Source organism: Thiocapsa imhoffii (genome assembly GCF_016583985.1).
GTDB classification, from domain to species: domain Bacteria; phylum Pseudomonadota; class Gammaproteobacteria; order Chromatiales; family Chromatiaceae; genus Thiocapsa; species Thiocapsa imhoffii.
In genome coordinates this window covers 22438-43748 of the sequence record NZ_NRSD01000015.1, presented here as the reverse complement: position 1 = coordinate 43748, position 21311 = coordinate 22438, and the positions used below count along the sequence as shown (strand labels likewise).

Genomic DNA, 21311 nt, shown 5'->3' with positions numbered 1-21311 from the left:
ATGATGAACGTAGCCGATCCGTTGAATTGGACGGCGATTGTGCTCATGGGTACAGGCGCCTTTTTTTTTGTGGCCGGTTCGGTCGGTCTGCTGCGCTTGCCCGATCGCTTCAGCCGGCTGCACGCCTTGACGAAGGCTGACAATGTCGGTCTTGGTTTCATCATCCTCGCGTTGATGCTGATCGCGCCCGACCCCTTCCACGCGGTGAAGCTCGCCTTGATTTGGCTGCTGGTCGTGTTCGCCGGGGCAACGGGTGCCCACCTCATCGCGAAACGTGCCTTACGCAACGATGGCGAGGATTCACGATGAGCGAACTCCTCCTCCTATTTGACCTCTTGTTGACCGTGACTCTGTTGGTTCTCGCCACCGCCGCGATCATGAGTCGCGAGCCGCGTCGCGCCGTGATCCTCTACATCGCCTTTGGTCTCCTCCTGGCGCTGGTCTGGGCCCGTCTGCGCGCCCCCGACCTCGCGCTGGCCGAGGCCGCGATTGGTGCCGGTCTCAGCGGTGCGCTCATGTTGGCCGCGGCGCGGCGCGCGACGGCGGCGAAACGCCAACACGCCAGTCAACCGGGCACGAAGGGTGAGACCTCATGACACCCGCATGGGCGAAAGTCCTCATCCCGATCGTCCTGATCGCCATCGGCGCGGTGCTGGTTTGGGCCTTTTCACTCGCTGCCCTCGAGGGCGGTGATCGCCTTGCCCTGATCGCGCTCGAGCGGGTACCCGAGAGCGGTGTCAGTAACCCGATCACCTCGGTCCTGCTCAATTTTCGCGCTTACGATACCTTGCTCGAAGTCGCTGTCCTCCTGACGGCCCTGCTTGGAATCTGGTCCCTCGGTCCGGCGGCCCCAGCGTTCCAACCGGCCTCCCCCATCCTCGGCGGCATGATCGCCTGGGTCGTGCCATTACTGATCCTCTCGACCGGCTATATGCTCTGGGCGGGCGGTCATGCACCAGGCGGGGCCTTTCAGGCTGGCGCCCTGTTGGGTGCGGCCGGCGTGACGCTGGCGCTCGGTGGCGATGCCTCGGCGGGGCTACCGGGCGAGACGCGCCTGCGGTTTCTGAGCGTGCTCGGCGTCCTCGTCTTCACGGCGGTTGGCGTCATCTTGATGGCCCTCGGCTATGGTTTCCTGACCTACCCAGAAGGCTATGCCAAGTGGTTGATTATTTTCATCGAGACGGCCGCAACCCTGTCGATCGGCGTGACCTTGGCCGCCGCCTATCTCGGTGGCGAACCGAGGGATGAGCGCACCTCGAGGTCCGCGACATGATCACTCAGTTCCTCTATGGTGGATCCGGGATCCTGCTGTTCCTGCTCGGCACCTGGTCCTTCATCGTGCATCCACCGCTCATTCGGAAGTTGATTGCCATCAACGTGATGGGCGCCGGTGTCTTTCACACTCTCGTGGCCTTGGCGTATCGCGGCCTGACCGCCCCGGCAGACCCGGTGCCTCATGCCTTGGTGCTCACCGGGATCGTGGTCGCGGTCAGCGCAACGGCCCTCGCGCTGGCCTTTGGCCAACGGTTGGATCGAGATCACGGGTCGTCTGCCGATGATGATTGATCTGCTCGCTCTCGCGGTGGCGTTCCCACTGCTTGGGGCCGTCGTGGTCACGGCAACCCCGAGTCATGCACGCGGACTTGGCCTGGCCTCAGCCGTGCTGACCACCCTCACCAGCCTGGTCCTGAGCCTGGGGGTTTGGCGGGACGGCAGTGTGCGGTCGGATTTCGGCGGCTGGGGAGCCCCACTCGGGATTGGCTTGCAAGCCGATGGGCTCTCGGTCGCCATGTTGGTGATGTCGAATCTGGTCGCGCTGGCGGTCAGCGTCTATGCCGGGAGTTATTTTTCGGCCACGGCCCGGCGCCACTTCTGGCCGCTCTGGTTGCTGCTCTGGAGTGCGCTGAACGGGCTCTTCCTGGCCACGGACCTCTTCAACCTCTACGTCACGCTGGAGTTGCTCGGTCTGTCCGCCGCCGCGCTCGGCGCGCTGTCCGGCACGCGCGCCGCGGTGGCGGCCAATCTCCGTTACCTGCTGGTGGGACTGCTCGGCTCCATGACCTATCTGATGGGTGTGGCGCTCCTCTACTCGCGCTATGGCATGTTGGACATTGGCCTGCTCGCTGAGGTGATCGAGCCCGGTCTCGTGGCCTGGACCGCGATGGCATTGATGTTCAGCGGCCTCTTCCTGAAGGCCGCCTTGTTTCCAATGCATTTTTGGCTGCCACCGGCCCATGCCAACGCCCCCGCGCCGGTGAGCGCGGCGCTCTCCGCGCTGGTCGTGAAGGCGGCCTTCTATCTGGTGCTGCGTTTGTGGCTCGACCTGTTCGACCCGGTCCTGAACGCATCCGTGGCCAACGTGCTCGGACTCCTCGGAGCCGGGGCGGTCATTTGGGGGTCCTGGCGTGCGCTGCGGGCCGAACGGCTCAAGCTCCTGGCCGCCTACTCCACGGTCGCCCAGATGGGTTATCTCTTCATTGCCTTCCCGCTGCTCGTCGCCACGCCGCCCGGGCTTGCGCGCGACAACCTCCTCGCTGCCGTGGTGCTGCTCGCCATGACGCATGGCTTTGCCAAGGCCGGATTCTTCCTCGCCGCCGGTTTGGTGCAGAAAACCGCCGGCCATGATCGCATCAACGAACTCGGCGGTGCGGCCCAGGCCCTACCCGCGGCGACCTTCGCCATCGGCCTGGCCGGAGTCGCCTTGATCGGACTGCCGCCGAGCGGCACCTTTCTCGCCAAGTGGATCATGATCGAACAGGCGATGATCCAAGGCCTCTGGTGGTGGGTCGTGGTCATCATGCTGGGTACCCTGCTGGCGGCGGCCTACATCTTTCGCGTCCTCGGACATGCCTTCAACCGTGAACCGACGCCTTATCGCTTTGTCAACGATGCCCGTACCGAAATCCCAGCACTGCTGCTCGCGTTCATCTCCGCCTTCGTCCTGGGCCTCATCGCTCAGCCGCTCTGGACCCTGCTCGATCAAGGGGTCTTAGGATGAACTTCGACGCCTTCCTGCCCGCCGCCATCGTCCTGAGTTCGATGATCCCAGGCGCACTGATCTTCTTCCTCAAGGAAGAGAGTCATCGGCTGCGCACCGTCCTCAACATGACCGGGGCCTTAGTCAAATTGGTCCTGGTCATCTGGATGATCTGGGGCGTCTACGACGGTCACAGCTACGAGACACGGCTGACCCTGGCTCCCGGCATCGACCTGGTGCTGAGCGCCGATGCCCTCTCGGTGTTGTTCGTCGCGCTCTCGACCCTACTGTGGCTGGTCACCACCATCTATGCGATCGGCTACCTTGAGGATTCGCCCAACCGGAGCCGCTTCTTTGGCTTCTTCAGCCTCTGCGTCTCGGCCACGGTGGGCATCGCCCTGAGCGGTACCCTGCTGACCTTCGTGGTCTTCTACGAAATCCTCACCTTGGCGACCTACCCCCTGGTCGCCCACCGTGGTACCCCGGATGCTGCCCGCGGCGCCAAGATCTACCTCGCCTACACCATGGGCGGCGGGGCGCTGCTGTTGGTGGGCGCAATCTGGTTGCAAGCCTTAGTGGGACCGGTTGAATTCACCCAGGGAGGCATCCTCGGCAACGCTCCCGAGGAAATCCGCGGGACGCTCGTCATCATCTTCTTCGTCCTGCTCGGCGGCCTGGGGGTCAAGGCGGCGCTGGTGCCACTGCACGGCTGGCTGCCGCAAGCCATGGTGGCGCCAGCCCCGGTCAGCGCGTTGCTGCATGCCGTCGCGGTCGTCAAGGCCGGCGCCTTCGGAATCGTGCGGGTCGTCTATGACGTCTACGGGGTCCAGTTCGCCCATTCCAACGGCCTGCTGTTCGCGCTCGGGATCATCGCCTCGATCACCATCATCTACGGGTCATTGATGGCGTTGACGCAGGACAGTCTGAAGAAGCGGCTCGCCTATTCGACCGTCAGCCAGGTCTCCTACATCGCGCTCGGCGCCTCGATCTTCGGTCCCATCGCGACCATTGGGGGCGTGGTCCACCTGGTCCATCAGGGACTCATGAAGATCACCCTCTTCTTCTGCGCCGGAAACTATGCCGAGGCACTTGGGGTGCACAAGGTCAGTGAGATGGATGGCGTCGGCAAACGCATGCCCGGCACCTCCCTGGCCTTCACCCTGGGCGCGCTCGGCATGATCGGGATTCCGCCGGTCGCGGGGTTCGTGAGCAAATGGTATCTCGGACTCGGTGCCGCGGAGGCCGGGGCGAATTGGGTCCTGGCCGTGCTCGTCGCCAGCAGCCTGCTCAATGCAGCCTATTTCCTGCCCATTCTCTACAAGACCTGGTTTCGCCCGACGCCAACCCAGTGGCCTGCCGAACACCCCCATCCGGGACGCCTCGAGATCGGTGGCGCCCTCCTGTGGCCACCCCTCATCACGGCCGCGCTCGCCCTCGCCGCCGGGTTGTTCGCGGCCGCGCCCTTCACCCCGTTGGAGTGGGCCAGTCTGATCGCTGAGCGGGAGTACGGACGGTGATCTGGCTCCTCCCCCTCGCCGTTGCCTTGCCGCTGCTCCTCAGCGGCGTCGCGGCGCGTCCCGCGGCCTGGTGGACACCAGGACTGGCTGCACTGCCGGCCTTGGTGGCCGCCTTCGTGATCCCGCTCGGCGAGATCCTGTCCTTGCCCTGGATCCTCCTGGGCATGCACCTGGGGCTCGACGAGACCACCCGGCTGTTCTTGTTCTTCACCGCCTTCCTCTGGGCGGTCGGGGGAATCACGGCGAGTGAGGCATTGCGGCAGGATCCCGCTGCCGGTCGCTTCCGGGTCTTTTTCCTCCTCGCCATGAGTGGCAATCTCCTGCTCGTGGTCGCACAGGACCTGGTCAGCTTCTATACCGGCTTCGCCATGATGGGGATTGCGAGCTATGCCCTCGTGATCCACGAAGGCCATCGCGCAAGCCTGCGCGCGGGCAAGATCTATCTGATCCTGACGCTGGTTGGCGAACTCGCGCTGTTTGTCGCGCTGGTGCTGATCGCCAGTCAAGTCGGCCTCATGATGCCGGACGCGGCGGATCTCGCCACGCTCCCGGGAGGGGTGATCGCCCTCGTGATTCTCGGGTTCGGGATCAAGGCCGGTCTGGTCCCAGCCCACTTTTGGGCACCACTCGCCTACCCCGCGGCGCCGATCGCGGCGGCGGCCATGCTCAGTGGAGCCATGAGCAAGACCGCGCTCCTGGGCTGGCTGCGGTTCCTCCCGCTCGGAGATGTGGCGCTGCCAGCCTGGGGCACGCTCCTCATCTTCCTGGGGCTGGTGAGCATGTTCTACGCCCTGACCGTCGGGCTCCTGCAATCGAATCCACGCGTCATCCTCGCCTATTCGAGCATCAGCAAGGCGGGGCTCTTCGTCTTGGTCCTGGGCATCATCCTGATCGACCCGCGGTTGGCGCCCGTCGGCACGGCTGGGCTCGTCCTCTATGCCACGCATCATGCCTTGGTGAAGGGCGGTTTGTTTCTAGGGTTGGGCCTGCGCCGGCCGGACCGCGATCCTGACAGGACGCAGGTCTGGGTGCTGGCCGGCCTCGTGCTCCTGGCCGTGGCGATGGCGGGGGGGCCGCTGACGAGTGGAGCCATCGCCAAGGACGCGCTCAAACCACTGCTGAACCTGACCGATTGGGGCTGGCTTGAGACCGCCGTGATGATCGCGGCGGTGCTGACCACGCTCTTGATGATCCGCTTCCTATTCACCCTGTGGAGTTTCCCACTTGCGGCGCGCCCCGGCGATCATGACCCGCTCGACCCGTCGAGCACTCAGCCCGCGTCGCTGGCCGTGTGGGCGGTGCTGGTCGGCATTGTCGCCATCATGCCCTTCGTGTTTGCCACGCCTGGCGCCTGGCTGACGAACTGGAACATCCTGCTCATTGCGTTCGTGATCGCCTGGCCCCTACTCGACGCCGCCCGTCACCATCGCGGCCTGTTTCGCCCGCTACAGCATGCCGTCCCACCGGGGGATCTGGTCGTGCCGCTGCGCGCGCTGCGGATCGCCTTGGTCTGGAGCGGGCGACAGGCGCTGCGCCGCCTCGCTCGGGGCCTAGCACGGCCACAGACACGCCTGACCGCCTGGATCGTCCAATGGTTCGGTCCCGCTCCCGCGGACCCGGAACGGTCCCTGCGCGACTGGGCGACCGCGGGATTGCTGTGGCTCGTCATCCTCGTCGCCCTCTTGCTCGCGCTGGTGCTAACCGTACAGAATCCATGAGCCTCCTGCTGATCCTGGCCTGGGTCGTGCCCTTGTTCCTGACGGTGTTTGCACGACGCCCCGGGTTCGGTTGGCTGCCCGCGATCGCAGCGCTGCCCGCGCTGGCCGCCGCCTTGCTCGTTCCAGACAGCGCATCACTGCGGCTCGACTGGCTCCTCCTGGGTTCGCATTTTGCCCTGGACCAGACCACGCGCCTCTTCCTGCTCTTCACCGCGATCCTCTGGGTCGCGGCCGGCATCTACGCCAGCGCAAGCCGTCATCACACCCACCACGAGGGGCGTTTCAACACCTTCTTCCTGCTCGCCATGACGGGCAACATCTGGCTGATCACCGGTCAGGATCTGGTGAGTTTCTATGTCGGCTTCGCCCTGATGGGGATCGCCTCCTACGGACTGGTGATCCATGAAGGCGACCGCGGCGCCTTGCGCGCCGGTCAGATCTATCTGACCCTCACCCTGGCCGCCGAGGTGATTCTCTTCCTCGCACTGGTGACGATCGCGAGCACGACAGGCACGCTTGAGCCAACCCCGGAAGACTTGAACGCGCTCGATGGGGCCACGATCACCCTGCTGGTGCTGGGACTCGCGGTCAAGGCCGGTTTGCTCCCCGTGCATGTGTGGCTGCCGCTCGCCCACCCCGCCGCACCGATCGCGGCAAGCGCGGTGCTCAGTGGCGCCATGATCAAGGTGGCGCTGCTCGGTTGGCTGCGGTTTCTACCCATCGGTGAGATCGCACAGCCGGATCTCGGTCTCTTCTTCGTGATGATGGGGCTTGCAACCGCACTCTATGCGATTCCCATCGCGCTGGTGCAATCGAATCCCAAGGTGTTACTGGCCTACTCCAGCGTCAGCAAGATGGGGCTGATGGTCTTGGTGTTGGGTCTAATCCTGATCACGCCCGCGTTGGCTCCGAGCGCCACGCTCGCGCTCGTACTCTATGCCGCACACCACGCGCTGGCGAAGGGCGGACTTTTTTTGGGCATCGGTCTGCGCAAGCATGCAGGCACGCGCGGCTGGGTGTTCGCTGGGCTCCTGGTGCTCGCGTTCTCGATGGCCGCGGTCCCCTTGACGGGCGGCGCGGTGGCAAAATTCGGCATCAAACCCGCGATTGACGCCCTCCAGTGGCCATGGCTCAAGGCCATGATCGCCCTCACGGTGATCGGCACCGCCTGGCTGATGGCGCGCTTTCTCTGGCTGCTGTGGAGGATCGAGCCCCAGTCAGACGTTGCCCAGACCGCGGCAGCTCGGCGCATCGAATGGGCCCTGCTGGGCTGGTGGCCTCTGGTGTTCCTGATTGCGCTCTATCCGTGGGCGCTCGGCTCACCGGCGGCGTGGCTGACCGACGTCGGGCTGATCCTCATAGCACTGATCATCGGCCTGCCCGTGGTCTGGGCCGCCCGCCATCGCCGCGCCCTGTTCGCCCCGCTGATCGACGGGATCCGGCCGGGCGATCTGCTCGGACCCATCCGCGTGATTCTGGCCGCGCTGCACTTCACGCTGCGTCATCGCCTGCGCCGCGCCCAGGAGGCGCGCATCCTGATCAATCGCCGTGCCCGCGTCATCTGGGAACAGGTGCTGGAGCGGCCAGGCGACGACTGGGAACAACGCTTGAGCGCCTGGCCAATGGCTGGAACACTCTGGCTCGCGCTGATCGTTGCCATCATCACACTCTCACTTCTCATCGTTTGATGACCTGATGGCTCCGTGAGTCTCGGACCCACGAGCGCAACCGCTCAACGCGGTTCCAAGGCACAGGCCTCGCCGGTACCGATCCAAAAATCGAGCCGCTTGCGCAGAAAGTCCTGCCAGGGCATGTAATGCGACCCATCACAGGAAAAGTTCAAACCAACCATCCCATTGAAGATGTTCAGCGAGCCCGAGCGCAGATAGATGGTCTCGTCCATGAATCGCAGTGCCTTGAAGGTCTGGAACACCTCTGCCAGTTGCTCCACGGGAATCACCGCCTGCGCGGGGTAGGGACGCTGCGGATAGGCCAGACAGATCCCGGGGTCGGCAAGGTCCTCGAAATCAAGGATGCGAAAGCGGAACGGATCATCCACGAGCCAGAGGGTGGCACGAGAACTCGAGAAATGGAGCTTCCCGTGAAAAACCCCGTGCGTACTGATCAGGACGATCAGCAAGTCGAGGATCTCATCGATCGCGCCATCCATCAGACTGGCGATCCGCTGTTGATTGAAGAGACCGCCACGAATGGCGGGGTCGCCCTTGAGTTGGAGCCATTGCTCGGGCTGTGCATACAATTCCCGGGTCAAGGGCAAGTCACGCAAGTCGAAATCGGCGCCAAGAAAGCCCAGGATCGCCCCTGTGTCATCCTCGATCCGCTGAATGGCCGTGATGGATGGTCGCCGAGCATTGCGACTGAGATAAACCGACGAGATCGCGAAGCGCTCACCCGCCAGTGACGCCAGCATGTAGGGCCTTTCACTGCGATCGCGCCCAAGATGCTCCGGCAACGGCCCGCGTGGACTCAGGTTGGCCGTCAGTTGGCGAGCGCTGTGATCAAGCACGTAGAGATACTTGCATGAGGTCATGCTGGGCAAGGCCGCGGCGAGAATCTGCTCCAAGGCCGCGCGCCGCGGCCAGACCGTGCGGCAGGGCACGACCAGCCGCTCCAGCACGGCGGCCAGTCGCGTCTGCAGCAGCATGCGTTGTCGTGCCACGACCGTCTTGAGCACCTGGCTCATCGCACGACTCCCTTTACTCGACCAACTCGCCCCGCAGCACCTGCTCGAATCGCAGTTGCCCATCGGCGACATCGACCTCAATCAGATCGCCCGGAACAAATTTTCCAGCCAGGATCTCCTGCGCCAAGGGGTTCTCGAGTTGAGCGCGAATCGCTCGTTTGAGGGGACGCGCGCCATAGACCGGGTCGAAGCCAGCCGTGCCCAAATGATCGAGCGCGGCATCACTGACCTCGAGGGACATGTCGCGGTCGGCGAGGCGTTGGCGCAGATAGTCGATCTGAATCCGGGCGATCGAGCGGATCTGTGTGTGCTGCAAGGGATGGAAGACCACGATTTCGTCGAGCCGGTTGATGAACTCCGGTCGAAAGGCGCTGCGCACGATCTCCATCACCGCGGCCTTCATCTCGTCATAGTTAGCCTCTCCCGCAATCTGCTGAATGATGTCCGAGCCCAGATTCGAGGTCATGACGATCACCGCATTGCGAAAATCGACCGTGCGGCCCTGACCGTCGGTCAAGCGACCGTCATCGAGGACCTGCAACAGCACATTGAAGACATCCGGGTGCGCCTTCTCCACCTCATCGAGCAGAATCAAGCTATAGGGGCGTCGACGCACGGCCTCGGTCAGATAGCCGCCTTCCTCATAACCGACATACCCGGGCGGGGCACCGATCAGGCGCGCCACCGAATGCTTCTCCATGAATTCGGACATATCGATTCGGACCATCGCCTCATCGGTGTCAAACAAGAAGGCGGTGAGCGCCTTGCAGAGTTCCGTCTTGCCCACCCCGGTCGGGCCGAGAAACAGAAAGGAGCCGATGGGCCGTCCCGGGTCCGAGAGCCCAGCGCGCGAGCGGCGGATCGCATCGCTGACCGCCCGCACCGCCTCGGCCTGCCCCACCACCCGCTGTTCGATCGACTCCTCCATGCGCAGCAGCTTCGCGCGCTCCCCTTCCAGCATGCGCGAGACCGGAATGCCGGTCCACTTCGAGACGATCTCGGCGATCTCCTCCTCGGTTACCTTATTACGCAGCAGTTGGTTCTCGGCGTGCCCGGCGTCCACCGCCGATGCCGAAGCCAGTTGCTTTTCCAGCGTTGGAATCTGACCGTGCTGGAGCTCAGCCATCCGGTTCCAGTCACCCGCACGGCGCGCCGTCTCCATCTCGACCTGCGCCCGATCGAGCGCTTCGCGAATGTGGGCCGTCCCTTGCGCCGATGCCTTCTCGGATTTCCAGATCTCGTCCAAGTCGGAAAACTCGCGCCCCAAGCGCTCGATCTGCTCCTCGAGATCGGTCAGGCGCTTTTTCGAGGCCTCGTCGGACTCCTTCTTCAGGGCCACCTGCTCGATCTTGAGTTGGATCAGACGCCGATTGAGCCGGTCCATCTCCTCGGGCATGGAGTCCATCTCCATACGGATCTGCGAGGCCGCCTCGTCGATCAGATCGATCGCCTTGTCGGGCAGTTGGCGATCCGAGATGTAGCGATGCGAGAGCACGGCCGCGGCAACGATCGCCGGATCGGTGATGTCGACCTTATGATGGACCTCGTAACGGCCTTTCAGGCCACGCAGGATGGCGATGGTGTCCTCGACATTGGGCTCGTCGACCAAGACCTTTTGAAAGCGCCGCTCCAGCGCCGCGTCCTTTTCAACATATTTGCGGTATTCGTCCAGAGTGGTCGCGCCGACGCAATGGAGTTCGCCGCGCGCGAGCGCCGGCTTGAGCATGTTGCCGGCATCCATCGAGCCCTCGGCCTTCCCCGCGCCGACCATGGTGTGCAGCTCATCGATGAAGAGGATGACATTGCCCTCCTGGCGCGCGACATCGTTCAACACGGCCTTGAGCCGTTCCTCGAATTCACCGCGGAATTTGGCCCCAGCGATCAGCGCCGCCATGTCGAGGGAGAGCAACCGCTTGGACTTCAACCCCTCGGGCACCTCACCGTTGACGATGCGTTGCGCGAGCCCCTCGACGATCGCGGTCTTGCCCACGCCAGGCTCGCCGATCAGGACCGGATTGTTCTTGGTCCGGCGCTGCAGGACCTGAATGGTGCGGCGAATCTCATCATCGCGCCCGATCACCGGATCGAGCTTGCCCTGCTCGGCCCGCTCGGTCATGTCGATGGTGTACTTCTCCAGCGCCTGACGCTGCTCCTCGGCGTTGGGGTCGTTGATGCTCTGGCCACCGCGCACCGCCTCGATCGCCTGTTCGATCGCCCCCTTGCTCGCCCCCGCCTCGCGCATGGCGGAGCCGAGGGCGCCGCGATCCTCCAGCGCGGCCAACACGAAGAGCTCGGAGGAGATGTACTGATCGTGACGCTGTTGGGCGAGCTTATCGGTCTGATTCAGGAGCCGATTCAGATCGTTGCCGACATGCACATCGCCGCCCGCGCCCTCAACCGTGGGCAGCCGATCGAGCAACTCACCCAAGGCCGAACGCAGCCGGCTCACATTCACGTCGGCCCGCGTCAGCAGGTGTCGCACCGAGCCGCCTTCCTGATCCAACAAGGCCACCATCAGATGGATTGGCTCGATGAACTGGTGATCACGCCCCACGGCCAGACTCTGTGCGTCGGACAGGGCCATTTGAAATTTTGCAGTCAGCTTGTCCATTCTCATGGCGATCAACTCCTGATTTTTTATATGGTCATTGGCCTGTCAATCTGGGGAACGAGGCCGCCGCAATCAAGCCACCCGCACGGGCTTCCAGTCGCTCGCACGAGCGGACATCCGCGGCACCCATCGTGTTCCCGCATCCCCCTAACCTCTTACGATCGACACGGCCTGGTTGTATCATGACGCAGTGAATCTCAGGGATCTCAAATACATTCTCGCAGTGTCTGAAACACGACATTTCGGTCGCGCGGCTGAGCGTTGTTTCGTGAGCCAACCGACCCTCAGCGGCCAAATCAAGAAGCTCGAGGACGAACTCGACGTGGTGATCTTCGAGCGCACCAACCGCTCGGTCGAGATCACCCCCGTGGGCGAGGCCATCCTCGCCCACGCCCGTCTCGCCCTCGAACAGGCACAGGCGATCGAACAAGTCGCGCGCGCGCACCAGGACCCCCTCGCGGGGCCACTGCGGATCGGGGCCATTCCCACCCTGAGTCCCTATCTGATCCCGCAGATCCTGATGCCACTGAAAACCCGCTTCCCCAATTTGCGGCTGATCCTCTCGGAGGAGATCACGGATAGCCTGATCAGCCGGCTGATCGGCCATGAGATCGATGCCGCGCTGGTCGCAACCTCGGTCGAGGAGCATGATCTCGCGGCGATCCCGCTGTTCGACGAACCCTTCTGGCTCGCGCATCCCCGCAATGATCCGCTGTATGAGAAGGAGGACATCACCGCCGCGGATCTCGCGGCGCTCGACCTCCTGCTGCTGGCCGATGGACATTGTCTGACCCATCAGGTCATGGAGGTCTGCCGTCTCGCCGAGCGCCCCTCGCGTGGCGATATGGCGGACCTGCGCGCCGCCAGTCTCGAAACCCTACTGCAGCTCGTCGGGGCCGGCTTCGGGTGCACCCTGGTCCCCGCGCTGGCGATCCGTGGGGCCTGGATGACGGAAAGCGGCATCATCGCCCGCCCCCTGAGCAACCTGCCTGATGCCCATCGGCGCATCTCCCTGGCCTACCGCCGGAGTTTTCCGAGACAGATCGCGTTACGCGCCCTCGCGGACCTGATTCGTCAACATCTGCCCAATACTGTCATGCGTTTGAGCTGACTTATATCAATCCATCGACAGATAACGATTCCCCCAGCCCACCGTGATGCCATCGCAACGGCACCCTCGGTCATGCGTATTTTTCTTGTAAAAACGTGACGCTGCGCGCAGTTTTTTCTCCGCGCACCCGGAGTCACCCGGCTGTGGTGCTGAGGCTGCACGTGTTTTAGCCACAACATCCCTGGGGTGATTGGTCTAGACTGACAGTGTGAATCAAGGCTCGACCGAGCATTGAGTCCTGTCGCGGATCAGCAACGCTCACTGACCCGCCCAGAATTTTGGGACACCGGCTCGAAAATTGCTCCACTTGAAGAGCAATCGAACGGCGTCCGTCGTCAAACCCACCATCAGGGGGTATGCATCATGAGCACGAAACGAACGATCGCTTTCTGGGAACTCTGTCGCCAGGGATTTCCGTTAATCGCTGATGCCGCGAACGACGCTTGGTCACATGGCAAAGCCTTTCGATTGTCCAGCGAAATCAAAGTGGCCCGGTCCCTGAAGGTCCTCATCGAGCAGTGTAACTGGGAGGTCGAGCGCCCGGCGGGCTCCCGCTGAATGGCCGCAGCCCGGCACCGCTTCTGATCAGCCGGGCGGCACTCCCGAAGGGGATGTCACGGCGCCACCGGCGCCTTGCCCCCGTCACGCCCAACTCCAGTCTGGACCCAAATCGCCGCGGGCATTATAGTCGGGGCTCGTGAGGTGCCCAACTCCAGGGGCCATGCCTCCAGCATCCCCCGAGCGTCGAGCAGCGAGCCCATCATCGTGCAGGACCCGCAAGGCTATCTGATCGTTGAAACGCATCCTGATCACCCCGGTCTCGTGCGCGTTCACGCCAGTCATGAGCAACCCGTGTTGCACACCGCGGGCGGAGTCGCGACACCGCGGCAGCCCGTGCGGCTGCATTATGTGGCCGCGTTCAACGCCTTGCACGTCGCCCGGATGCACGCGCAGACGGCCCTCGGTCGCTACCTCGTCGACAGCGAACACGGCCTCTATCGAACCGATCCCATCACGGCGATCGCGGCCGTCGACGCCATCGATCTCGCGCATCGTGAACGCTATCTCGATCCGGAGTATGTGGATGATCCGCGGCTGCTCGAACAGGTTGCACGGCGGCGGCGGCGTCACCGGATCAACCGGAGGATCTGGAATGGCATCGGTCTGCTCGCGATCATCCTGCTGATCCTGCTCAGTCAGGTGCCGATCTTCTAGGACGCGTCGCATGCGAATCGTCGAAGTCATCGCCGATACCCGGCATGCCCAAACCCTCGTCGGCATGGCTCGTTTCTATGGCGCCGATGACTATTGGTGGGGCGGCCAAGACCAGGATGGACGCTGCAGTCTGCGCATGTTGGTGCCCGATGACCGCCGCCAGGCACTCCTCGATGCCTTGCAGGATCTCTTCAAGGCGCATGACCGTGCGCGGATCGTGGTCCAATCCGTGGATGCCGTGCTCACGCACGAGGGCCAGGACGACCAGGATCTGCGGGAAAGCAAGGCCGCCACCGTCGCCGCGACCCGCGAGGAACTCTACAGCGAGATCGCCAAAGGGGCAAAACTCGACAGCAACTACCTCATCCTGACCCTCCTCTCAACCCTGGTCGCCGCGATCGGCTTGGTCGAGAACAATGTTGCGGTCATCATTGGTGCCATGGTGATCGCCCCCTTGCTCGGTCCCAATATCGCGCTTGCGTTCGCCACCTCCTTGGGTGATCGGGAACTGACATGGCGCGCCATGAAGACCAATGGTGCCGGCCTTGGCCTGGCGCTATTGGTCTCGGTGGCGATCGCCCTGGTGGTCCCCGTCAGTTTCGACAGCCCGGAATTACTCGCGCGCACCGATGTCGACCTGGGCGGCGTGGTGCTCGGCCTCGCCTCGGGTGCCGCGGCGGTCCTCTCCCTCACCACCGGTCTGTCCTCGACCCTGGTCGGCGTGATGGTCGCGGTGGCCCTCCTCCCCCCAACCGCGACCATGGGGATGATGCTCGGGGGTGGGCGGTGGGAGGAGGCACTCGGTGCCTTCCTCCTATTGGTCGTAAACATCGTGTGCGTCCTACTCGCGGCGAAGATCGTCTTCCTGCTCAAAGGGGTGCGTCCCCGATCCTGGACCGAGCGCAATCGCGCGAAGCAGTCGATGACCATTTATCTCTCCTTATGGGTCGCGCTGCTGTTGATCCTGATCGGCGTGATCCTCGTGCGCGCGGCGGGATGGCATCTCCCGGATGGTTGGCAACTCAGTTGGTGAACCCATCGCGCGCTGAGCGAAAAGCGGTCAAGTCATCTGACCATGACCGCGGCTGGATCACCGATCTTCCAGGCTTCCTGAAGTCCCCGTGCCCCGTTCATTGCGCGCTCAGTGGCGCGAACAGCAACTCCAGATCGTCCGCGCTGAGGCGTCCGGCCGCCACGTCGCCGCCCGCCAACATGGCCTCGGCGAGTGCGTGCTTGCGGGTCTGGAGATCGGCGACCCGCTGCTCCACCGTCCCGGCGGTCAGGAGCTTATAGACGAACACGCGTTTGTCCTGCCCAATACGGTGGGCACGATCGGTCGCCTGGCGCTCAACCGCCGGGTTCCACCAGGGATCATAGTGAATCACGGTGTCCGCCGCGGTGAGATTCAACCCCGTGCCCCCAGCCTTCAAACTGATCAAAAACAAGGGGACCGCACCGCTCTGGAAGCGGTCGACGACCCGGTCACGGTGACGCGTGCGTCCCGTCAGGGTCACATAGTGCTGGCCCTCGCGCAGCGCGACCTTGGCCAGTTCCTGTTCGATCAAGGACAGCATGCTGGTGAACTGCGAGAACAGGAGCACCCGCCGTCCCTCCTCGAGGAGTTCAGGCACAATGGTCATGAGTAACTCGAGTTTCGCCGACCCGGTCACCCGACGGGCACTCTCGAGCGCCACCAGACGCGGATCGCAGCAGACCTGGCGCAGCTTCAACAAGGCATCGAGAATCACGATGCCACTGCGCGCGAGTCCGCGCCGCGCAACCTCGGCGCGCACCGACCCATGTAGGGCCAAGCGCAGGGTTTCGTAGAGATCCCGTTGATCCTCGGCCAGCGCAACCTCCCGGATGATCTCACTCTTAGGCGGCAACTCCGTGGCGACTGCTTCCTTGGTGCGGCGCAGCAGAAAGGGCGCGACCCGTCGGCGCAGCTCCTCTTGGCGGACCGCATCCCCGTGACGCTCGATCGGCGTTCGGAAAAGACGCCGAAAGCGCCGCGCATCCCCGAGCAACTCCGGCATGAGGAAATCGAACAGGGCCCAGAGTTCGCCGAGATGATTTTCCATCGGGGTGCCGGTGAGGCACAACCGATGGCGTGCCGGAATGGCGCGCGCCGCCTGTGCCGCCTTGCTGCGCGGATTCTTAATCGTCTGCGCCTCGTCGAGGATGAGGAGATGGAACTCCTGCGCGGCAAACGTCTTGAGGTCGCGCGGCAGCAGGGGGTAGGTGGTGAGGACCAGATCGGATTGCGCCATGTGGGCGAACCGATCATGCCGCTCGCCCCCATGCAGTGACAGGACCCGCAGCGCCGGGGCAAACCGTGCCGCCTCACGCTGCCAATTGAACAAGAGACTCGTGGGCGCAACGACCAGACTCGGCCGCTGCGCCCGTCCCTGTTCCGTCTCCACCAGCAGATGGGCCAGCGCCTGTAGGGTCTTGCCGAGCCCCATATCGTCGGCGAGGATGCCGCCGAGATCGTAGGCCCGCAGGAACTGCAGCCAGTCCAGGCCGCTCTGTTGATAGGGCCGCAAGGTTCCCCGCAGGCCCTTGGGGGGCGCCACCGGCTCCAGGCCTTGGAACTCGCGCAGTCGCTGCCCCCAGGCCCGCATGGCCTCGCCACCGCGCCACCGTAACCCTGGATCGGCCGCGGCCAACGCCGCGAGTTGCGTGGCCTGGCTGCGCGCGAGCCGCAAACGTCCGCCCTTCTGACCAGACCCCATCGCAAGCGCACCGGGATCATAGAGCTCCACCAGGGTAAAGAGGATGGAGCGCAAACGCGCGACCGGCATCAAGATCAGCCGCCCATCGGCCAGGCGGATCGGCAGCCGCGCATCCTCGGGCAGTGATCGCAAGGTCTCGCTCGAGCATTCCCCCTGATAATCCTGGATCAAATCCAACAGCAGCGGCAACAGATCGTGTCGCTCGCCATTGATATTGACGCCGAGCCCAAGCTCGAACCAACGCCCGCCCTCCCCCTCGAGGATGTCGACGTCCCAGTCGTCGACCTCGGTGATCCGGTATTGAAAGGAGGGATCCTGTTCGATCGACCAACCCGCCGCGTGCAGCTTGGGAAGATCGAACCGCAGGAAGGCAAGCCAGGTGTCCGGGTCACGCCGTTCGAACGCCAGCTCACCGGTATCCTCAAGGACCAGGGCACTGCGCACGAACCCCAGTGATTCGAGCCACGCCACGGCGGCCCGCGCGGAGCCGAGACGTGCGTCGGCGCCCTCGTCAGGAGTGACGGCCTGCTCGTCAGCGCCGACCTCCAGGACGGCCAGGTGCACCCATGCCGGCGGGCGCCGGATCCCCCAGTAGCGCGCCACATCCTGTGCGTTCAAATCGAGGCTGCGCAACCTGAGTCGCGGTGTTGGTCTGCTCGAAGACATCACGATGACATCACGAAAACATGAGGGCTCGGCCCCTGCATCGCGGCAAATCGGCGAGCCTACAGGGTTCGGCGATCCAACGAAAGCGCCATTCAGTCACCGCACATTCATCTCGCCGTCATCCCCCGCACATCCTCATGCAATGGTCGATCACTAGACTTCGAGATTCTGAAGCTCCGCCATCGCAAGAGGATTCCCATGGTTGCCAGCGCATCGTCCTTGGCCACGACAGGGGGAGAGCGTTTCCGCGTTGAACTCGCTGCGGATGCCGACGCGATTCGCGCCGCCCAGGCACTGCGATATCGCGTCTTTGGCCGTGAACTCGGCGCCCGCTTGAAGGATGTCAGCAACGAACTCGACGTCGATGACTTCGATCCCTATTGCTGGCATCTCCTGGTGCGCGAGACCCGCACGGGTGCTGTCGTCGGTTGCACCCGGTTACTGAGCGAGACGCACGCGGCTCGACTCGGTCACTTTTATTCCGCCAGCGAGTTCGAACTCACCCCCATCATACAACTGCCCGGGCGCCTGCTCGAGGTCGGACGCACCTGTATCGCGCCCGAGGCCCGGCAAGGGGCGGCGATTGGCGTGCTCTGGTCGGGCTTGGCCATGTTCATCCAACGCCAGGGTATCGATTATCTGTTCGGGTGCGCCAGCATGCCGCTCGGGGCGGGCGATCTGCAAGCCGCGGCGATCATGAATCGCTTGCGTCGTCAGGCGCTGGCTCCCCCCCACCTGCGGGTGCGCCCACGCGTCCCGCTGCGCGCCGGTGCGATCGCGGAACCCGTATTGGATGCCCCCCTGCCGGGGCTCATCCGCGCCTATGTGCGACTCGGCGCGCGGGTCTGCGGGGAGCCCTGTCGGGACCCGGATTTCGGTGTCGCCGATGTCTTGATGCTGCTCGACATCCGCGATCTGAATCCGGCCTACGCCCGGCACTTCATCGATCGCGCGACGCGGTCTTGACGCCATGCGCGGTCTCGTCGCCGTCCGCCGCGCGGCCCTGCTCATGCTGCATCTGGGCAGCGGCGCCCTGCTGTCGCTCCCCCTATCCATCCTCTCCACCCTCTTGGGCAAACCCCTGAGAACGCCCGCGCTCGTGCGCTGGTGGCATCGCCGACTCTGTCATCTCCTCGCCATCCGGATCCGCGTCAGCGGACAGCCGCGGCGGGGGGCGCTGTTGGTCGGCAACCACGTCTCCTGGCTCGATATCCCCGTCATCGGGACGCACGTGGAGGCACATTTCCTTGCCAAGCGCGAGGTCCGTGACTGGCCGTTGATCGGCTGGCTGGCCGCGACCGCGGGCACGGCCTTCATCGACCGTGGCGCGCATCATGCCCTGACGGTCGCGGCTGCGCTGCGCGAGCGGATCCAGGAGGGCCAAACCCTCATGGTGTTTCCCGAAGGAACCACAACTGACGGGACCCGGGTGCAGCGTTTCCACCCACGCCTCTTCGCGCTCGCACAGGACGGGACGATCCCGATTCAGCCCGTCGCGATCGCCTATCGTGACCCCGAGACCCGGCAGTTGAATCCGCTCGCCCCGTTCCTTGGTGAGGACGATCTGTTCGCCCATCTCACTCGGCTCGTGACACAACACCAGGTGCACGTCGAGGTGCAGTTTCTCACGCCATTCCACGCGCCCGCGCAGGCGCGTCGCGCGGATCTCGCCAACCGTGCCCATCAGAGCATCACCGCCGCGCTGCACGCTGCTGCCGGGTCCGCTCATCAGGCACCTGGTCCACCGACGTCTCAAACCGCGTCCCCCGCCGTCGCGGTGGTCGTGGGGGAACACCATGCAGGAGCTGCCCATGCGACCTGAGACCCATTCGCCGACGAGTCCGCGGATCCCGGAGGATCCGTCCAACGCCATGTCGATCGCGGTGGTCACCGAGACCTATCCACCCGAGATCAATGGTGTCGCCAATACCATGCGCCATCTGGTCGAGGGCCTGATCGAACGCGGTCACCGCGTCCAGTTGGTCCGCCCCAAACAAGCGGGCGAACACCAGTCACGGGAGTCCACACCTCGGGGAATGCGCCTGCATCGCGTGCCGGGTCTGCCCATCCCCGGCTACCCGGGACTGCGCTTCGGGTTACCCGTGTTCTGGCGACTGCGCCGTCTCTGGCACGGCGATCCCGTCGATCTCGTCTATATCGCCACGCAAGGGCCGCTCGGGCACGCCGCGCTGTCGGCCGCCCAGGCGCACGGGATTCCCACCGTGACCGGCTTCCATACTCAATTCCAACAATACAGCGAACATTACGGACTCGGGCTCTTCGACCAGCAGATCGGCAAGACCCTGCAGCACTTCCACAATCGTTCAGACACGACCCTCGTGCCCACCACGCAACTGCAAGCTGATCTCCTCGCGCGTGGTTTCCATGACGTCCATGTATTCGGTCGTGGTGTCGATATCGATCTCTTCAACCCGGCCCGACGGGACCCGGCACTGCGGCGCGAGTGGGGCTGCGATGCCGAAACCCTAGCCCTGCTTTACGTGGGACGCCTGGCACCGGAGAAGAATCTCGAACTCGCCTGCGCCGCCCACGCAGCCATCCTCGCGCGGCATCCGCGCACGCGCCTGATCCTGATCGGCGATGGCCCGGAGCGGGAGCGGATTCGGCATCATCACCCCGAGATCATCTGCCCCGGATCACGGGTCGGCACCGCCCTCGCCGCCGCCTATGCCTCGGCCGATCTCTTTCTCTTTCCGAGCTTGACCGAAACCTTTGGCAACGTCGTGCCCGAGGCGATGGCGAGCGGGCTGCCGGTGCTGGCCTTCGACGATGCCGCCGCGCACACTCTCATCCGCCCCTGGGAGAATGGGGTGACCCAGTCCCCGAACGATCCCGAGGCCTTCATCGCCGCGGCCCTCGAGTTGGCCCAGGATCGCCCGCGCCTGCTGCGTCTGGGTCAAGAGGCGCGAGAAACAGCCGAGGGGATCAGTTGGGATCGGGTCATCCAGGGGGTTGAGACGCGCTTGCATCGGGTCATCGCCGAGCGGCGCGCACGCACGGCCAACCCTCTGAAAACGGCCGCGCTCGCGGATTGAGACAACCGCGCCCACGACCAGCAGCGAACCCGCCCACCTAGCGACCCGAGGGGCGGCACTTCACTGGATCGTCATGATTCCGGCATCAGGGTGCAATCGGATTCAGCGAAGATTCGGCTCGTCTTGATCATCCCTCGAGGTGGCCCCGTGACCGATCTCACACGCATGATCCCGCTGAAGTTCCGCAGTCTCTTCCTCTCCGATATCCACTTGGGATCGAAGGGATGTCAAGCCCATCTCGTGCTGGATTTCTTGCAGTCGACGGAGTGCAAACATCTCTATCTCGTCGGCGATATCGTCGACCTGTGGGCGCTGAAAAACGGCGTCTACTGGCCCGAAGCGCACAATCAGGTCGTCCGCGCGATTCTCGACAAGGCCCGCAATGGGACCGAGGTCGTTTACATCCCGGGCAATCACGATGAACTCTTTCGTGCCCATCTGGGTGCCGATTTTGGGCATGTCGCGATTCGCGACGAAGTGGTGCACACGAGCGCTGATGGGCGTCGTTACTTGGTCATTCATGGCGATGCCTTCGATACCGTCGTGCAGAACGGGCGCTGGCTCGCACGGATCGGTTCCCATGCCTACGATCACTTGTTGGCGTTGAACGCCGTGATCAATCGGGTCCGTCAGTGGTTCGGGCTCGACTACTGGTCACTGGCCGGTTTTCTCAAATACCGCGTGAAGAACGCCGTGCGCTATATCAGTGATTTCGAGACTGCCGTGGCCGAGGATGCGGTGCGACGCGGTCTCGATGGCATGATCTGTGGTCACATCCACCATGCCGAGATCCGGGACATTGCCGGGGTGCGCTACGGCAACTGCGGCGACTGGGTCGAGAGTTGCACCGCCCTAGTCGAGCACCATGACGGGCGTCTCGAACTGCTCAGGTGGACAGCGAGTACCGCGCACAGTGCGCCCCTCAATCCGCCCTCGAGCCCCACTCGCCCCCTGCCCGCGAAGGCCGCTTGAATCCGGACCCGCCGCTGGGATCGCGCGGG

18 protein-coding genes are annotated in these 21311 nt (G+C 64.2%); 15 read left to right on the top strand and 3 right to left on the bottom strand.

What is annotated here, in order from left to right; genetic code table 11:
• Nucleotides 1-3: 3 nt before the first annotated feature.
• From CKO25_RS13895 to CKO25_RS13860, 8 genes are read left to right on the top strand one after another with little or no spacing between them, the layout of a single operon-like run.
• Nucleotides 4-309 carry a cation:proton antiporter gene (locus tag CKO25_RS13895; RefSeq protein ID WP_200388602.1) on the top strand — a complete coding sequence of 102 codons (306 nt, stop codon included), beginning with the start codon at nucleotides 4-6 and terminating at the stop codon, nucleotides 307-309.
• Entirely contained in the window at nucleotides 306-596 is a 291-nt protein-coding gene (locus tag CKO25_RS13890) for a Na(+)/H(+) antiporter subunit B (protein WP_200388546.1), read from the top strand. Before CKO25_RS13895 ends, CKO25_RS13890 begins: the two co-directional genes overlap by 4 nt.
• Entirely contained in the window at nucleotides 593-1273 is a 681-nt protein-coding gene (locus tag CKO25_RS13885) for an MnhB domain-containing protein (protein WP_200388545.1), read from the top strand. The genes CKO25_RS13890 and CKO25_RS13885 overlap by 4 nt, the downstream gene beginning before the upstream one ends.
• Nucleotides 1270-1566: a cation:proton antiporter subunit C gene (locus tag CKO25_RS13880; protein ID WP_200388544.1), complete on the top strand. Its 297-nt coding sequence runs from the start codon at nucleotides 1270-1272 to the stop codon at nucleotides 1564-1566. The genes CKO25_RS13885 and CKO25_RS13880 overlap by 4 nt, the downstream gene beginning before the upstream one ends.
• The gene (locus CKO25_RS13875) at nucleotides 1559-2998 is read left to right on the top strand and encodes a complex I subunit 5 family protein (RefSeq protein ID WP_200388601.1); all 1440 of its coding nucleotides are present in this window, start codon (nucleotides 1559-1561) and stop codon (nucleotides 2996-2998) included. Before CKO25_RS13880 ends, CKO25_RS13875 begins: the two co-directional genes overlap by 8 nt.
• On the top strand, nucleotides 2995-4494 hold the full coding sequence (locus CKO25_RS13870) for a complex I subunit 5 family protein (RefSeq protein WP_200388543.1): 1500 nt from the start codon (nucleotides 2995-2997) through the stop codon (nucleotides 4492-4494). Before CKO25_RS13875 ends, CKO25_RS13870 begins: the two co-directional genes overlap by 4 nt.
• Nucleotides 4491-6212, top strand: coding sequence for a complex I subunit 5 family protein (locus tag CKO25_RS13865; RefSeq protein WP_338115139.1), 1722 nt, complete (start codon nucleotides 4491-4493; stop codon nucleotides 6210-6212). Before CKO25_RS13870 ends, CKO25_RS13865 begins: the two co-directional genes overlap by 4 nt.
• On the top strand, nucleotides 6209-7900 hold the full coding sequence (locus CKO25_RS13860) for a complex I subunit 5 family protein (protein ID WP_200388542.1): 1692 nt from the start codon (nucleotides 6209-6211) through the stop codon (nucleotides 7898-7900). The genes CKO25_RS13865 and CKO25_RS13860 overlap by 4 nt, the downstream gene beginning before the upstream one ends.
• Before the next feature lie 44 nt (nucleotides 7901-7944).
• Here the strand turns inward: CKO25_RS13860 and CKO25_RS13855 are convergent, their stop codons facing one another.
• Both CKO25_RS13855 and clpB read right to left on the bottom strand, forming a co-directional pair.
• A complete protein-coding gene (locus CKO25_RS13855; protein WP_200388541.1) occupies nucleotides 7945-8916 on the bottom strand; it encodes a PDC sensor domain-containing protein in 972 nt (323 codons plus the stop codon).
• Between the two features lie 13 nt (nucleotides 8917-8929).
• Complete coding sequence (clpB, locus tag CKO25_RS13850; protein WP_200388540.1) at nucleotides 8930-11533, bottom strand: ATP-dependent chaperone ClpB; 2604 nt, start codon at nucleotides 11531-11533, stop codon at nucleotides 8930-8932.
• Between the two features lie 184 nt (nucleotides 11534-11717).
• On the opposite strand from clpB, the gene CKO25_RS13845 reads away from it, so the two are divergent.
• The 3 genes from CKO25_RS13845 to CKO25_RS13835 all read left to right on the top strand — a co-directional run bounded on the left by CKO25_RS13845 (nucleotide 11718) and on the right by CKO25_RS13835 (nucleotide 14886).
• Nucleotides 11718-12638, top strand: a complete 921-nt coding sequence (locus tag CKO25_RS13845) for a LysR substrate-binding domain-containing protein (RefSeq protein ID WP_200388599.1) — start codon at nucleotides 11718-11720, stop codon at nucleotides 12636-12638.
• Between the two features lie 765 nt (nucleotides 12639-13403).
• The gene (locus CKO25_RS13840; protein ID WP_200388539.1) at nucleotides 13404-13853 is read left to right on the top strand and encodes a hypothetical protein; all 450 of its coding nucleotides are present in this window, start codon (nucleotides 13404-13406) and stop codon (nucleotides 13851-13853) included.
• A 10-nt stretch (nucleotides 13854-13863) separates the two neighbouring features.
• A complete protein-coding gene (locus CKO25_RS13835) occupies nucleotides 13864-14886 on the top strand; it encodes a TIGR00341 family protein (protein ID WP_200388538.1) in 1023 nt (340 codons plus the stop codon).
• Between the two features lie 97 nt (nucleotides 14887-14983).
• On the opposite strand, the gene CKO25_RS13830 is transcribed toward CKO25_RS13835, so the two are convergent.
• Nucleotides 14984-17254: a DEAD/DEAH box helicase gene (locus CKO25_RS13830; protein WP_200388537.1), complete on the bottom strand. Its 2271-nt coding sequence runs from the start codon at nucleotides 17252-17254 to the stop codon at nucleotides 14984-14986.
• A gap of 198 nt (nucleotides 17255-17452) precedes the next feature.
• Between CKO25_RS13830 and CKO25_RS13825 the strand changes: the two genes are divergently transcribed.
• The 4 genes from CKO25_RS13825 (at nucleotide 17453) to CKO25_RS13810 (ending at nucleotide 21282) form a co-directional block, all read left to right on the top strand.
• Complete coding sequence (locus tag CKO25_RS13825; protein ID WP_200388536.1) at nucleotides 17453-18220, top strand: GNAT family N-acetyltransferase; 768 nt, start codon at nucleotides 17453-17455, stop codon at nucleotides 18218-18220.
• 4 nt (nucleotides 18221-18224) lie between these two features.
• Nucleotides 18225-19076, top strand: coding sequence for a lysophospholipid acyltransferase family protein (locus CKO25_RS13820; RefSeq protein WP_200388535.1), 852 nt, complete (start codon nucleotides 18225-18227; stop codon nucleotides 19074-19076).
• Nucleotides 19066-20310 carry a glycosyltransferase family 4 protein gene (locus tag CKO25_RS13815; RefSeq protein ID WP_200388534.1) on the top strand — a complete coding sequence of 415 codons (1245 nt, stop codon included), beginning with the start codon at nucleotides 19066-19068 and terminating at the stop codon, nucleotides 20308-20310. Before CKO25_RS13820 ends, CKO25_RS13815 begins: the two co-directional genes overlap by 11 nt.
• A 147-nt stretch (nucleotides 20311-20457) precedes the next feature.
• The gene (locus CKO25_RS13810; RefSeq protein ID WP_200388533.1) at nucleotides 20458-21282 is read left to right on the top strand and encodes a metallophosphoesterase; all 825 of its coding nucleotides are present in this window, start codon (nucleotides 20458-20460) and stop codon (nucleotides 21280-21282) included.
• Nucleotides 21283-21311: the final 29 nt, after the last annotated feature.

Excerpts from the sequence above, each read along its gene's own strand:
- CKO25_RS13895 (WP_200388602.1), top strand. The coding sequence starts at position 4 with ATGAACGTAGCCGATCCGTTGAATTGGACGGCGATTGTGCTCATGGGT.
- CKO25_RS13890 (WP_200388546.1), top strand. The coding sequence starts at position 306 with ATGAGCGAACTCCTCCTCCTATTTGACCTCTTGTTGACCGTGACTCTG.
- CKO25_RS13885 (WP_200388545.1), top strand. The coding sequence starts at position 593 with ATGACACCCGCATGGGCGAAAGTCCTCATCCCGATCGTCCTGATCGCC.
- CKO25_RS13880 (WP_200388544.1), top strand. The coding sequence starts at position 1,270 with ATGATCACTCAGTTCCTCTATGGTGGATCCGGGATCCTGCTGTTCCTG.
- CKO25_RS13875 (WP_200388601.1), top strand. The coding sequence starts at position 1,559 with ATGATTGATCTGCTCGCTCTCGCGGTGGCGTTCCCACTGCTTGGGGCC.
- CKO25_RS13870 (WP_200388543.1), top strand. The coding sequence starts at position 2,995 with ATGAACTTCGACGCCTTCCTGCCCGCCGCCATCGTCCTGAGTTCGATG.
- CKO25_RS13860 (WP_200388542.1), top strand. The coding sequence starts at position 6,209 with ATGAGCCTCCTGCTGATCCTGGCCTGGGTCGTGCCCTTGTTCCTGACG.
- CKO25_RS13855 (WP_200388541.1), bottom strand. The coding sequence starts at position 8,916 with ATGAGCCAGGTGCTCAAGACGGTCGTGGCACGACAACGCATGCTGCTG.
- clpB (WP_200388540.1), bottom strand. The coding sequence starts at position 11,533 with ATGAGAATGGACAAGCTGACTGCAAAATTTCAAATGGCCCTGTCCGAC.
- CKO25_RS13835 (WP_200388538.1), top strand. The coding sequence starts at position 13,864 with ATGCGAATCGTCGAAGTCATCGCCGATACCCGGCATGCCCAAACCCTC.
- CKO25_RS13830 (WP_200388537.1), bottom strand. The coding sequence starts at position 17,254 with ATGTCTTCGAGCAGACCAACACCGCGACTCAGGTTGCGCAGCCTCGAT.
- CKO25_RS13825 (WP_200388536.1), top strand. The coding sequence starts at position 17,453 with ATGGTTGCCAGCGCATCGTCCTTGGCCACGACAGGGGGAGAGCGTTTC.
- CKO25_RS13820 (WP_200388535.1), top strand. The coding sequence starts at position 18,225 with ATGCGCGGTCTCGTCGCCGTCCGCCGCGCGGCCCTGCTCATGCTGCAT.
- CKO25_RS13815 (WP_200388534.1), top strand. The coding sequence starts at position 19,066 with ATGCGACCTGAGACCCATTCGCCGACGAGTCCGCGGATCCCGGAGGAT.